This window comes from Flavobacterium sp. (assembly GCF_025352015.1).
Lineage (GTDB): Bacteria > Bacteroidota > Bacteroidia > Flavobacteriales > Flavobacteriaceae > Flavobacterium.
In genome coordinates this window covers 21,616-34,980 of the sequence record NZ_JANXUG010000085.1, presented here as the reverse complement: position 1 = coordinate 34,980, position 13,365 = coordinate 21,616, and the positions used below count along the sequence as shown (strand labels likewise).

At 32.0% G+C, this 13,365-nt stretch carries 11 protein-coding genes; 4 read left to right on the top strand and 7 right to left on the bottom strand.

The window, feature by feature from the left end:
• Positions 1-242 precede the first annotated feature (242 nt).
• The 5 genes from Q0Q96_RS08480 to Q0Q96_RS08460 form a co-directional block, all read right to left on the bottom strand.
• Positions 243-518 carry a type II toxin-antitoxin system RelE/ParE family toxin gene (locus tag Q0Q96_RS08480; protein ID WP_293873689.1) on the bottom strand — a complete coding sequence of 92 codons (276 nt, stop codon included), beginning with the start codon at positions 516-518 and terminating at the stop codon, positions 243-245.
• Positions 511-750 carry a CopG family transcriptional regulator gene (locus tag Q0Q96_RS08475; RefSeq protein ID WP_293873686.1) on the bottom strand — a complete coding sequence of 80 codons (240 nt, stop codon included), beginning with the start codon at positions 748-750 and terminating at the stop codon, positions 511-513. Before Q0Q96_RS08475 ends, Q0Q96_RS08480 begins: the two co-directional genes overlap by 8 nt.
• 41 nt (positions 751-791) lie before the next feature.
• A complete protein-coding gene (cas9, locus tag Q0Q96_RS08470; protein ID WP_293873684.1) occupies positions 792-5,138 on the bottom strand; it encodes a type II CRISPR RNA-guided endonuclease Cas9 in 4,347 nt (1,448 codons plus the stop codon).
• A gap of 143 nt (positions 5,139-5,281) precedes the next feature.
• On the bottom strand, positions 5,282-5,632 hold the full coding sequence (locus tag Q0Q96_RS08465; protein ID WP_293873682.1) for a hypothetical protein: 351 nt from the start codon (positions 5,630-5,632) through the stop codon (positions 5,282-5,284).
• 59 nt (positions 5,633-5,691) lie between these two features.
• Positions 5,692-6,138 carry a hypothetical protein gene (locus tag Q0Q96_RS08460; RefSeq protein WP_293873679.1) on the bottom strand — a complete coding sequence of 149 codons (447 nt, stop codon included), beginning with the start codon at positions 6,136-6,138 and terminating at the stop codon, positions 5,692-5,694.
• Between the two features lie 473 nt (positions 6,139-6,611).
• Here Q0Q96_RS08460 and Q0Q96_RS08455 point away from each other — a divergent pair, with 473 nt between their 5' ends.
• Complete coding sequence (locus tag Q0Q96_RS08455) at positions 6,612-8,633, top strand: M13-type metalloendopeptidase (protein ID WP_293873677.1); 2,022 nt, start codon at positions 6,612-6,614, stop codon at positions 8,631-8,633.
• A 58-nt stretch (positions 8,634-8,691) separates the two neighbouring features.
• On the opposite strand, the gene Q0Q96_RS08450 is transcribed toward Q0Q96_RS08455, so the two are convergent.
• The gene (locus tag Q0Q96_RS08450; RefSeq protein ID WP_293873675.1) at positions 8,692-10,269 is read right to left on the bottom strand and encodes a L,D-transpeptidase family protein; all 1,578 of its coding nucleotides are present in this window, start codon (positions 10,267-10,269) and stop codon (positions 8,692-8,694) included.
• Positions 10,270-10,382: 113 nt separating this feature from the next.
• Between Q0Q96_RS08450 and Q0Q96_RS08445 the strand changes: the two genes are divergently transcribed.
• The 3 genes from Q0Q96_RS08445 (at position 10,383) to Q0Q96_RS08435 (ending at position 12,315) form a co-directional block, all read left to right on the top strand.
• Complete coding sequence (locus Q0Q96_RS08445) at positions 10,383-10,886, top strand: nuclear transport factor 2 family protein (protein ID WP_293873673.1); 504 nt, start codon at positions 10,383-10,385, stop codon at positions 10,884-10,886.
• 397 nt (positions 10,887-11,283) lie between these two features.
• Positions 11,284-11,712, top strand: a complete 429-nt coding sequence (locus Q0Q96_RS08440; protein ID WP_293873671.1) for a hypothetical protein — start codon at positions 11,284-11,286, stop codon at positions 11,710-11,712.
• Positions 11,713-11,730: 18 nt separating this feature from the next.
• Entirely contained in the window at positions 11,731-12,315 is a 585-nt protein-coding gene (locus Q0Q96_RS08435) for a hypothetical protein (RefSeq protein WP_293873668.1), read from the top strand.
• A 70-nt stretch (positions 12,316-12,385) separates the two neighbouring features.
• Here Q0Q96_RS08435 and Q0Q96_RS08430 read toward each other — a convergent pair whose 3' ends face one another.
• Complete coding sequence (locus Q0Q96_RS08430) at positions 12,386-13,324, bottom strand: NAD-dependent epimerase/dehydratase family protein (RefSeq protein ID WP_293873665.1); 939 nt, start codon at positions 13,322-13,324, stop codon at positions 12,386-12,388.
• Between the last annotated feature and the right edge of the window lie 41 nt (positions 13,325-13,365).

Below are 13,365 nucleotides of genomic sequence, written 5' to 3'. Positions count from 1 at the left end.
CAAATATCGTGTTTTCTAATCTTTAATCAAACCACAACAATTAAAACTTTTTACATTAGTAGCTAACAAATATCGTGTTTTCTAATCTTTAATCAAACCACAACTTAGTAACTGTTTTTAATTTGCCAGTTTTTAATATCGTGTTTTCTAATCTTTAATCAAACCACAACAGAGTGCGCTAACGCAGTAACTCTGTTGTGGTTTGAGCTGTTTAAGAGTTTGAAAATTTTATGTCAATGAACTTAAAAATCTTGCCTTCCAATTATTGTAATGATTTCAATTTCATCACCATTAATATTATAGTATATAGTATCAACTCCACAAACACAGAATCTTTCAATATGTTTATATTTAGAATTGACTGGAAACATATTCGGATTTGATGCAATTTTATCAAAACATTCAAATAACATGTCGTAATATTTGTTTGCTTGTTGAAATCCAAATTTTCCTAATCCAAATTTAAAAATTCTTACAACATCTTCTTCAGCTTCAAAAGATAAATGATACTTAAACATTCAGTCTATTTTTGATTTCGGCTAAAAGTTCTTCTTTAGTTTTAGTACTAAAACCGCTTTTTAAACCTCTATCAATTTTCATTTGTACAAAATCGTGATACGCATCGCGTTCACGTTCTTGTTTGATTAAATAATTTACCGCTTCACTTTTGCTCGTAAATTCTTCGTTAGCTACTTGTTGTTTTAACCATTCATCGTTTTGATTGGCTAAAGTAATACTTTGTCTTGACATAATTAAAAACCTTTATTGGTGTAAATATACACCAAATATAATTATTTTAAAAATTTAATTTTTCCCGTAGGAGTTAATTTAAATTCGTAGTCTTCCACTAAACAATCAAAAGAATTTACACCAATTTTAATCCAAGGATATTTTTTATGCTCACCTATATTCTTTCCACCTTTCATACCTGTTTTCAATCCCATTAAAGGTGTTAACATCTTTTTCTCTCTAGCTTCTATATGATGAAGTAACTTAATACAAGAGTCTTCTACATCTAATTGTGTTATTTCAAATAAACGTTCTAATAATTTATCTTCTGACATTTCCAATAATTCGTTTGGAGATTTATCATAGATTAAAACCATTTTGCCTTTCGTTAAAATATATTTTAATTGATTTAAATTTTTATCTTTTTCTGGAGCAATTGGATAAACTTTTTTATCATCATTACTTAACTTGAAATATTTTCCAGCATCAATAATATTAATTAATTGATTGCTACGAGATACTTTTCCTTTATTGTCTAATCCTTCGTAAATAGCCATGCAGTAATTTCCATCATTTTTTGCATGATAGAATTGTTTGTGCTCATGTCTTGAAACATCACGATGTTTTTTGATGAATAAAGGATTGGTTACATCGCTAGTATAATAACGAATTTTCTTGATTGGAACGGGATTTCCGCTTTTGTTTGGTAAAACATATAAATTATTTTTAATTTTATTTTTTAATCCTTCAATTTCAAATCTTAATGGTTCTTCATCTTCTTCTTTTACCTTTTTTAATTGTTTTTCTAACTCTTCAATTTCTTTCTTGATTAACTTTTCTTGTTCTCTTCCATTGGCAACTATTTCTTTTATTTTGTCGTCAACAATGTTTTTCAAATCTGCATCTTTAAATATTTCAATTCCTTGACGTTTTACATATTTTATTATCTCTTCAGTTTCGCCTGTTTTCTTATTTATTTCCTCTTTCTTAATAGCTCCATAAAAACTTTCTTTATGCAAAGAACCTCGAACTGTATCTCCTTGTTTATATTTAATTTCACCCTTTTCATTTCGTTGAATAATTCCTCTTTTGCGAATGGCTTTTTTACTTTGAACTGGTAAATTATCTGGTATGTGATGACTAATTAACGTGTTATTATCAAAATTATCTACATCTTTATGAAATCCTTCCCATGGTGTTCTGTGCGAAAATGATGGCTTTGGTTTTCCAAAAAATTCAAATTGCTCTAAATCATGATAATAGTTTGCCAAAGCATCGTTAATATCTCTAGTGCAACACGCAACCACAACTGCATCTTTGGCATGATGTGCGTGATTGTCTCTTGACTTTTCATTCAAACCCCACATTTGTCGCAAATTGGCAGTAGTTTTTCCTTTTATTGGATAAACTTTATTGAAAACGGTTTTAAGGAATAAATTTCCGTATTTACTGATAATTCCTATATCAACTGATTGACTGTTTTTGAAATTTTCTGGAACTTCTTCCATCGTAAACGATTTATACTTTTTGAAATAATAGGAATATTCAAATCGTAATTTGGTTCGGTCAATAATGTATTTATCGCGTTTATCTTTGGTTGAAGCGGCTTTTACTTTTTTGGATAAATCTTTTAATTGCTGTTCTAATCCTTTGTATTTTGCATACCAATGTTTTATTCTTAGTAAAATTTCCTCATGATTTGAACATTCAAATGGGATTTTATCTTTTTTGGTTTGACGATTATATGTAGCACAACAAAGTGTTTTATTGATTTGTGAATTATCTAAACTTCTGCTTCTTGGAATGGTATGCTCTATATCAAACTTTGGATTATTTCCAATAAAATCAGAAATACAAATGGTTTTACCTGTATAAAGACATACTTTGTTTTGCTCTATCCAAAGTTGGTATTTTAGAATATCCGTTTCAGTTGGTTCGAAATCGTTGTAATTAGAGTTTACATCGTTACAACCTTCAATTTTTAAATCACCTTTAAAAATGGATTTTATTTCTTCTCTATATTTATTTCTTCTGTCTTTTAAAATTTCATTCCATTGTCTAATCGCAACTCGTTCATTAGAGGAATTCAATTCTCTTGGCATTTCAATATGAATAATGGTTTCTTCATCAATCATGTCGTCTTTCATCAATTGATTAATCACTTTTTTTAATTGATGCAACGAACGCATTGCTATTGGGTTTTTTATGGATGAAATTAACGGACTTCCTAAATATTTTTTCCCATCAATTTCACTTCTTTTGGCTTTTTTATATACTTCAATTGCTGATGGATGGTATAATTTTTTTAAGCTTTCTTCAGTTACATTAAAGTTATCACTTAAAAAAGTTTTTAAAATTTCATCTATCGTTTGTTTTTTAGCAAATTCTCCTCTACCCGAATTGAGTTTCATTTGATTTGAAAATAATTCAAAACATTCAGCTAAAATTTTAGTTTGAAAATTCTCTGGTGTTTCATTCCATTTTTTTGTGCCAAAAAAGTCTTTTACTTGCTTATTTAATCCATTTTTATATACTTCTGCAACAAAATTGTTATTAGAACTCCAAGTTCCGTTTTCTTTTTTTACATTTTTAATCAATCCATTTACAATATCAATATTATTGCTATACAATTTATAGTTTTCTATGATTGAATTGATTTCGTTATTTATGATATTTCTGTTTTCATAATTATTCCAAATTTCTGTTGGTAAAATATTTTTCATATTTGCCAAGAAAACAGCATGAGAATAAATAAGATTTTGTCTTAAATATGGAAGAATATTTCTAATTGCTTTTATACTTAAAGAACCATAATCTTGTTTGAGTTTTATTTTAGAAAATTTTATAGCGGTTTTTTCATCACATTGAAAATTTTCAATTGCGAATTGTTTTAATAATTCTTCATTATCAAAGCGGAATAAAACATGCCAAACATCATCAATAATATCTTCAATTGATTTTGGAACTTTTACGTTATCTATCGTTTTTGTGTTCTTTACAAAATTTGAAAGCAAATACTCTTTCCAATCTGTACCAAATACATCAACAAAGTTAGCAATAGTCGGACAACCTGCTACATTACTTCCTAAAGTATAATTGAACAAAACATTTTCATTAGAAATCTCTTTGTCTTTATAATATTTTGGAGTGAAACCTCTTGGAGTAAGCTTTTTTGCAATATCCAAGAAATCAAAATTGGATTTAGATTTTCTAAAAAATATTGATTGTATTTGCTCTCTTTCCTCTTCGTTTAGCAGCCTTAATTTTTCATCGTTAGGCAACTTTATTTTCACATTATTCAAAAAGCTCAACATTCTAAACTCTTCAAAATCTGGTTGCGAAATTGGCACACATGCTTTTCTGTTTTCTAGCGGACATTTAGCAACCAAACCTTTTTGTGACTTTAAAGGTCTTTGAAAAAAGATTGCTTTTTCAATAACTTCTTTTGTCTTATTTGGAATATTCTGTTTGTTGCAGATAAAATTAAATTCAGTCAAATAATGATCAATTCGATGTGTGTATTCACCTCTAATTTTTTCTCCTTTTTGATATAAAGTAAAAAAATATTCACCTAAAGTGGAACATTTTTCTCTTATAATTTTTTCAGTTAAATCGCTAATCGCTCTTTTAACTGGACCAAGATATTCTGGTTTGTTTAATCTTTCATTAAGTTTTTCTTTTAATTCAGAATAAACTAAACTTGAATTCTCCTTAATAATAGTATTAAAAGCTCTCGAAAGTTTAAATAATGGGATATTACTTGCTTCATCTTTATCGAAACTTGACAAAAATTCCGAAAATGATTCTGAAAATTCAACAATTGAATTTGCTTCATTAATTATGCTAGTTATATCAGAATTTTTTTCTTCAATAATTGAATTATCAGAACTATCCAATCGATTACTCAAAAAACCGCGTCTTTGAGCAATATGATAGAACGCTCTTCCTAAAATATATCTGTCTTCTATACTATTTAAGTTAAGATTTTCTTTTGCTGCTTTAAATCGGTATGAATAAGGGTTTTTGTTTTGAAGTTTTCGTTCTTCAATATCATTTTGATTATCTGTAGTTAACCAAATCCTAAATTCATTGCTTTGAGGATATATTTTTTTATATCTCCAATCATTCAATTCTTCATCAGATAATTTTGGACATAAATTAGCATCAGACAAAACTTTTAGCAAATCAATTTTTCTAATTTTTCGTCTGTACTTTAATTTTCTGGCGCTTCTAAATTCGGTACGTTTTGCAGCTTTAGAACTTTCGCTATTGGACTTTGCTTCAATATTCACTCCCTCAGAAAATATCCGAACTCCTTTATCTACAAGAGTAAAATCAATGTTTTCCTGATCAACAATTGCCCAACCAATACTATTTGTCCCTAAATCCAATCCTAAAATTTTTGCCATAACAATCTTATTTTTAAACAATTTTTAAAGATAAATAAAAAATAATTATCTATTTTGTCGTTTTCCCTAAACCAAGTAAAAAAGTTTTTACTTACATTTGTGACTGATTAAAATTTCTAATCTTTAATCTTATCACAATAAGGCTATATGCCGTAGATGAAAATCTTTAGTCCTGCTTCGGTGGGACTTTTTTTATTTAACAAAAAAGGAATGTGGTACACTGGAAAAAACTTAGCATCCTTTAGGACTCTAACTGCAAATTGAGACTGAGACTGCAAACTAAGACTGAAACTACAAACTAAACCCCCACCACCTTCAACCCATAAATCCCCGTTAACCTCTTTTAGGTAACGGTGCCTCAGCACCGCAATCCGTATCCCGTTTCCTGTAGGAGTTTCTTCTGGTAAAAGGTTTAAATTAGTAACAGGGTCTTTTTTGGCAATGCGAAGCGGTGAACTGGCAAAAAGTTTCGCCTTCATTTCATCAAAATCCATAACGACTATGCCGAGGTACAGCTCCAGATGGGTAGCACCATTGCGGTAAGGAAGATGGGTTAGATCCAGACTTGCTGTGTAAAGGTATGATGCTGCATCATAAGCCGCATTGTGCAGAGTAAGCGGCTCTTTCGCAAATTCAAGTGCCCTGAAAAACTTTCTGCCTCAAGATTTTCGAAAGCAGTAACACAGTTCCGCTTCCCACGTTCAGAAGTCTTGTCAAACTCCTTGAGCAGGAAAAAGACAGACACCATCACCCAGTGCAGGAACACATCCTTCTGTTGTCCGTAAAAAAAGTGCAGGCTGTTTTTAAACATCTTTTTTACAGCCGAGACATGCCCAAATTCAGTATTGTTGTCCCGCACCCTGTCCATGGTTTTGCTTTTTTTAATCGCGTCACGAGTAAATCCTCCCCCGGCTGCCCTCGAATAGCCAACACCATTCGTAATATAGCAATTGACACCAAGGGTACCACTATGCTTAATATGTCCTGCCTGCTTTGCCACAATTTCTTGTTTTAGTACACATAAATATACAGATAAAAGTAATATAATTAATATTGATAATATGTCGATAATATATTGTAAATATGTTGATGCTATGTCGTATATCATAGTAGTATCATTGCTTATAAAGCCTATTACTCGTCCTTACCCATAAAAACTAATTAACATTCGGACTGTGTAACAAACGCCGCTACCGCGCGAATTCTTTCGCGTGGTATTGTTTTAAAAACCTCAACATAATCTATTATTGGTTTAAAAGAAACAATTACTATAGCCTGCTGCCGTAAGTATAGCAACCACCCCGTCCTCGTCTAAAGACGAGACCAGCCCTCCTTAAAAAGTAGGGGAGCTGTTTTGTTTTTTATTATTGTTTGTGTAACAAATTACCGAACTATAAAGTCTAACATTTCTTTAACTTCTATCTACTATTTATAATTCATTATCTTTAACGGATTAATCAAACAAACCGATCAATGAAAAAAATTAAAATGGTTGTTTTGGCAGCAGTAGTGCTAATGGCCTCCTGTGCTAAAAAAGAAGAACAACGCACTTCGGGTATCAATAAAAAAAATATGGATACCAAGGTAAATCCCGGCGATAACTTTGCCGATTATGTTAACGGAACTTGGTATAAAAGCACCAAAATTCCGGCAGACAAGGCATCTTATGGAGCTTTTGACATGCTGTATGATCAATCTCAAAAAGATGTAAAAGTAATTATTGAAGATGCCGCCAAAGGCAGTAATGCTGAAGGTAGTGACCAACAAAAAATAGGTGATTACTATGCATCATTCATGAATAGAAAAGATAGAGATAGTAAAGGCATAACGCCTATTCAGCCTGATTTAAAAGCTATCGATGCGATTGCTAATTATACTGATTTGGCTAGCTATTTTGGTACTTCGAACAGAACTGGTGTTACGGTTCCGATTAGCATATTTGTTAATCAGGATTCTAAAAACCCAAATGAGTATGCTTTAACCACTTGGCAGTCGGGAATTGGACTTCCTGAAAGGGAATACTACACGTCAACTGACGCAAAGATGGCAGACATTCGTAAAAAATATGTAGCTCATGTAGAAAAGATGCTGCAGTTATGTAATATCGAAAAACCTGCTGAAAACGCTTCTAAAATTATGGCTCTTGAAACTGCCATAGCTTCAAGTCATATGAAAAAAGAAGATACTCGTGATGTTGTAAAGCTTTACAATAAATATAATACAGCTGATTTAAAAACTCTGATGCCCGATTTTGATTGGGCTGCCATGCTTAAAACTGCTGGTATGGATAAAGAAAAATCAGTTATCATTTCACAGATTGAATATACAAAAAGCTTGAACAAAATTATTAAAAATACGCCTCTTGACACTTGGAAAATCTATCTCAAATGGGGTTTAATCAACAGAAATGCCAACAGATTGAACACGGTATTGGACAACGAAAATTTTGAATTCTATAATAAAACATTATATGGTGTAGAAAAACCAGAAGAAGACTGGAAACGTGGTGTAAACGCTGTTAATGGTGCGATGGGCGAAATGGTAGGAAAAGTGTATGTTGAAAAACACTTCTCTCCTGAAGCTAAGGAACGCATGGTGACTTTGGTGAAAAATTTATTGAAAGCTTACACTGAAAGCATCAAAAAATTAGATTGGATGAGTGCTGATACTAAAAAACAAGCATTGGCAAAAGTGGATAAATTCATGATTAAAATTGGTTATCCTGATAAATGGAGAGACTACTCGACGTTGAAAGTTGCTAAAAACGATTTGTATGGCAATGCTGTAAGAGCCAACGAATTTGAATACAAAAGAAACCTTGACAAATTAGGAAAACCTGTTGACAGAACTGAATGGGGCATGACGCCACAAACGGTAAATGCTTACTACAATCCTTCGCTTAATGAAATTGTATTCCCAGCCGCTATTTTACAGCCGCCTTTCTTTGATTTAAAAGCTGACGATGCCGTAAATTATGGTGGTATTGGCGCTGTAATTGGTCACGAAATCGGACATGGATTTGATGATCAAGGAAGTGCTTATGATGGTGCTGGTGTAATGAAAAACTGGTGGACAGATACCGATTTAAAAGCATTCAAGGCAAAAACTGCTGCTTTAGAAACACAATACAGTAGCTTCAAAGCATTTCCAGATCTAAATGTGAATGGCGCTTATACTTTGGGAGAAAACATTGGTGACCTCGGTGGATTAAGCATTGCAATCAAAGCTTACAAAGCAAGTTTGAATGGCAAAGAAGCTCCAGTTATGGATGGTTTCACTGGTATGCAACGTGTGTTTTTAGGTTGGGGACAAGTTTGGGGAGAAAAATTGCGTGAAGCAGCACTTCGTAGTCAAATTGCCCGTGATCCTCATTCGCCAGCGAAGTTTAGAATTAATGGTGTAGTTAGAAACGTGCCTGAATTCTATGAAGCATTTAAGATTAAGCCCATCGATTCCTTATATCTTGCTACGGAAAAGCGAGTTAAGATTTGGTAATATTTAAAAAAAATTAAAATCCCATTCTCTTTAAAAAATGAGAATGGGATTTTTTAAGCTATTGTTCTACCAACATTGAGGCTAGTTGGGCATCTTTTTCATAAATATCTTTATAAAAATTTATGGTGCCATCATCATCAACCCAAGCTGTAAAATAGCCAATGTAAACCGGAATTTTATTTTTAAGTGTATACCAACTTTCTTTTCCCTTATGCATGGCCTCATCTATTTTTTCTGGTGTCCAATTCGAATCGTCAGCCAAAATTAAATTGGCTAATTCAACTGGCTTTTCAACTCGAATGCATCCATGACTAAAGGCTCGCTTCTCTGAATTAAATAAACTTTTAGAGGGTGTGTCGTGTAAATAAATATTATTAGTGTTTGGAAATAAAAACTTGACCAACCCTAACGAATTTGAAGTCCCAGGTTTTTGCCTAATATTACCATTGTTCCACTCCATATTATGTTTTGATAGATAGTTCTTATCTTTTTTGATATTTGGAAGAAGTTCTGTTTTAATTATATTTATAGGAACATTCCAGTAAGGGCTGAATACAATATAACTCATCATTCCGCTAAATATGACTGTCTTATTCATTGTGTTTCCTACAACCACATTCGAGACTAACGCCATATTTCCTTCTTTAAAATAAGTTAGTCGATAGGATGGAATATTAACGACTATAAACTCTTTAGCCTTGGTTACACTGGTAGAAATCCATCGGCAACGCTCCATATTAACGATGATTGTTTTTATACGTTGGCCAATAGGCACATTCATTTCGGCAATATGTTTTGGTGAAATCGTTTTATCCAAGGTAAAACCATTTCGTTTTTTATATTTCAAAATGGCAAGCTGCAGCGCATTTCCATAAACTCGGTTTTTTGAATCTTCTGCTATATCGCCCGTGAGGAACAATCGGGTTCTAACTTTTGCCACAACATCAGAACTGTCACCGGGTTTAATAAGTTTAAAGTCATTTGGCACTACAATAGAATCCCATCCTCCTTTTTGCTCAATAGTTCTATATCTTTGTAATACGGTTTTGAGTTTATAGTATTGGCTAATATGTTGCTCTTTGTTATCTAATAATTTTGGATCAACCAATAAAGAATCTAGATAACCAACGTAAGATTGTTTTTTTCTAGGCAAATACCATTCTAATTCTTTCATTTTAGTGCTATCAATACCTCGAAGTGTTTTATTAATATAAAAGAAATAATAGTTAGACAAAAATAATTCTGTATTAATATCACTTTTACTAGTTGTTGTTTGAAACAAAGCATCTACTATTTCTTTGTAAGGAGCTTTTACTTGTATGCCTTCTTCGCTCAAGTTATTAATCTTATTATAAATGACATCTGCAGTTTCTTTTCTTCCTTTTTTATCGTACCAAATAAAATCATAATTGTTTTTTTGATACAACGATGCTACTTGTTTTTTGTAGAGAACTAATTTGGGATACTTGGCGTAAAATGCAGTAACTAATGTACTATCAAAGGAGACAACAAAATTCTTTGACGTTCCATGACTGCTATTGCCATTGTCCTTCTTCTTATTACAACACCAGCTTATCAAGGAAATACTTAACGCAAAAACAATAATTAAAATACCATATTCATGTGCTTTTTTCATACATTCATCACTAATTTGTTTATAAAAATACAAAAACTTATACAATTGTAAATTGTATCTTTACTTTATCCAATATTAGTACAATGATACACTTAATCAACAATTTAATCCTTATGAAAAAAATAATACTTTTTATACTATTATTGTTTTTTATCAACACCGTTACTGCGCAAGAACCTGTAAAAATTGAAATCAACAAAACACTTGATGCGTGGCACAAAGCCGCTAGTGAAACCAATTTTAAAAACTATTTTGATTTATTAACGGATGATGCCATCTTTGTAGGAACTGATGCTACAGAAAATTGGACTAAAACTGCTTTTAAAGCTTATGCCAAACCTTATTTTGACAAAGGCAAAGCATGGAGTTTTATCTGTTTAGAAAGACATATTTATTTAAACGATGACAAAACCATAGCTTGGTTTGATGAATTGCTCAACACTAGAATGAAAATATGCCGCGGTTCAGGAATTTTATTTTTAAATAATGGCATTTGGAAAATAAAACATTATATCCTTTCTTTAACTATTCCCAATGATACGGTTGATGCTATAGTGAAAATAAAATCTCCCATTGAAGAAAGTCTGATTATTGACTTAAAAAACAAAAGAAAGTAAAACTTTTTTAACCACTTCAAAACCATAATCAAACTTATATCGTAATTGAATTTAAGAACCTCAAATATTACGATTATGGACATCAACAAAAAAATTAATAGATTATTTGGAACCACTACCTATATAGCGATGATTGCATTACTATTGCTTTTGTTTTATTTAGCTCTGTTTGCTCCTGTTTAAAAAATATGCTCGTCGCTATTTAAGAAACAAGTAATTTCTCCCAATGACTATTTGATGTTTGGTTAGTTTTGTTTTGTTAGAAAAGCGCTGTTTCGTGTCAAAAGCAGCGCTTTTTGTTTTAATTAAATCCTTAATCAAAACAATTTTTAATTTTTTTATTAAAAAAAACCAAAAATAATTTTTTTTCGTACATTAGTTCACAAATTAAAACATTATGAAATTTAACAAAAAGTTAAAGATCGCTTTATTAAGTATTTTAGGATTATTTTTATTGCTATTTGTGATATTAGTATATCACATTGCAACAGCTAAACCAGTAGATAATGCCTACATTCAAATAAGCAGAATAGATTTTGACAAACCTTTTGACTCTACAAGTACTATTGATATTAAACAGAAGTTACACTCTATTGCTGGAGTTGATGATGAAATTATTATAAAAAGAAATGTGGTAGTTTATTTTCATGACAATAGAATAGCCGACTCTAAAAAAATATATAATGAGTTAATGACAAAAGGGAACTACAACGCACAACGTTTTATCATTCCCGCCAATTTAGCTAATAAACAAGTTTGCCCCGTCATGAGACGAGATGGCATAAGTTATAAGTTCACCAAGTTTGTACAAAGAATTTTCAATTAATTAATAAATATTAAAACTATGACTAAGTATTCAAAAATTGCACTATGTGCGCTAGTAATTGGAGCTTTATCGCTAACATCTTGTAGTAAAGATAGTTCAGCGGCTCCAGCATCAATCTATCAAAGATTGGGCGGAACAACAATGGTAGCCGATCCAGACAATCCCGGTCAAATGATTGAGTCAGGACGTTTGAGCTATCGTAAGGTGGTTAAAACAACAATTGGTTTAATTGTTGCAGATATCACATCCAATCCTCCTGCCAGTGGAAATTTAGGAGCTCATTTTGCACCTCTTTTATCAGAAACAGGAACAACTCAAGCTACTAATTTGGCTGAATTGACAGACAATCTTACCGATTTCTTCTCATTTAATACAGGAGGAACAAACGCAGTTAACACCTATTCTGGACTTTCTATGGCGGCTGCACACAATCCAGCAACTAATCCTAGAATGGGCGTAAAAGCTAATGCAGCTAATTACACTAAATTTGAAGGATACGTAGGTGCTGCAGCAGTACAAAATGGCGTTGCTGCTAATACGCAACTTTATACTGATATTGTGGCAGTTTTAGAATCTTTAAGACCTACAATAGTACAACAATAAAAGGTTTTGTTTTGTTTTAACGAAAATGCTATTCTAGTTTTAGAATAGCATTTTTTATTTAAAAAAGGTTTTATTTCAAGTTTTCTAACATTGCAACCGTCATTGAAGCTAAATTAAATTTCTTTTTCCAATTCCAATCTTCTTGTGCACAGCTATCATCTATAGAAGCTGGCCAACTATCGGCAATCTTCTGACGAAAATCGGGTTTATAAGAAATTATAAATTTAGGAATATGCTTTTTGATTTCATTGGCAATTTCCTTTGGCGTAAAGCTCACCCCCGATAAATTATACGAAGAACGAATTTTGATATTCTTGATTGGTACTTGCATAATTTCAATTGTTGCCCTGATAGCATCATCCATATACATCATGGGTAAAGCCGTGTCTTCAGATAAAAAACATTCATACGTTTCGTCTTTCAAGGCTTTGTGATAAATATCTACAGCATAATCTGTGGTTCCTCCACCAGGTTCGGTTGACCAACTAATTAGTCCCGGATACCGAATACTGCGCACATCAACACCATAAATGTTATGGTAGTATTCACACCACCTTTCGCCTGTTTGTTTGCTAATTCCGTAAACAGTGGTCGGTTCCATTATGGTATATTGCGGCGTTTTATCTCTTGGAGTTGTTGGTCCAAAAACAGCAATACTCGAGGGCCAAAATATCTTTTTTATTTTCTTGGCTTTTGCCAAATTCAATACGTGAAACAACGAATTCATATTCAAGTCCCAAGCAAACGCTGGATTCTTTTCTGCCGTTGCTGATAATAAAGCAGCCATCAAATACACATCGGTAATTTGATATTGCTCGATTAAATGCTCAATCTGATTGTAATCTAAAGCATTGACCACTTCAAAAATACCATTGTTTACAATGTCGTTATTCAACTTTCTGATGTCAGAAGCAATAACATTGTCCACACCATAAAGGGTTCGTAGCTTTTTGGTAAGCTCGGTTCCTATTTGCCCGCAAGCGCCTATAATTAATATTTTTGTACTCATTTAATACGTTTGTTTGTTTAACAAAGATACATTTCGAGGAA

What these genes read in the sequence shown, in the direction of transcription:
- Q0Q96_RS08480 (WP_293873689.1), bottom strand. Translation starts at nt 518, where the DNA reads ATGTTTAAGTATCATTTATCTTTTGAAGCTGAAGAAGATGTTGTAAGA.
- Q0Q96_RS08475 (WP_293873686.1), bottom strand. Translation starts at nt 750, where the DNA reads ATGTCAAGACAAAGTATTACTTTAGCCAATCAAAACGATGAATGGTTA.
- cas9 (WP_293873684.1), bottom strand. Translation starts at nt 5,138, where the DNA reads ATGGCAAAAATTTTAGGATTGGATTTAGGGACAAATAGTATTGGTTGG.
- Q0Q96_RS08465 (WP_293873682.1), bottom strand. Translation starts at nt 5,632, where the DNA reads ATGGATTTTGATGAAATGAAGGCGAAACTTTTTGCCAGTTCACCGCTT.
- Q0Q96_RS08455 (WP_293873677.1), top strand. Translation starts at nt 6,612, where the DNA reads ATGAAAAAAATTAAAATGGTTGTTTTGGCAGCAGTAGTGCTAATGGCC.
- Q0Q96_RS08450 (WP_293873675.1), bottom strand. Translation starts at nt 10,269, where the DNA reads ATGAAAAAAGCACATGAATATGGTATTTTAATTATTGTTTTTGCGTTA.
- Q0Q96_RS08445 (WP_293873673.1), top strand. Translation starts at nt 10,383, where the DNA reads ATGAAAAAAATAATACTTTTTATACTATTATTGTTTTTTATCAACACC.
- Q0Q96_RS08440 (WP_293873671.1), top strand. Translation starts at nt 11,284, where the DNA reads ATGAAATTTAACAAAAAGTTAAAGATCGCTTTATTAAGTATTTTAGGA.
- Q0Q96_RS08435 (WP_293873668.1), top strand. Translation starts at nt 11,731, where the DNA reads ATGACTAAGTATTCAAAAATTGCACTATGTGCGCTAGTAATTGGAGCT.
- Q0Q96_RS08430 (WP_293873665.1), bottom strand. Translation starts at nt 13,324, where the DNA reads ATGAGTACAAAAATATTAATTATAGGCGCTTGCGGGCAAATAGGAACC.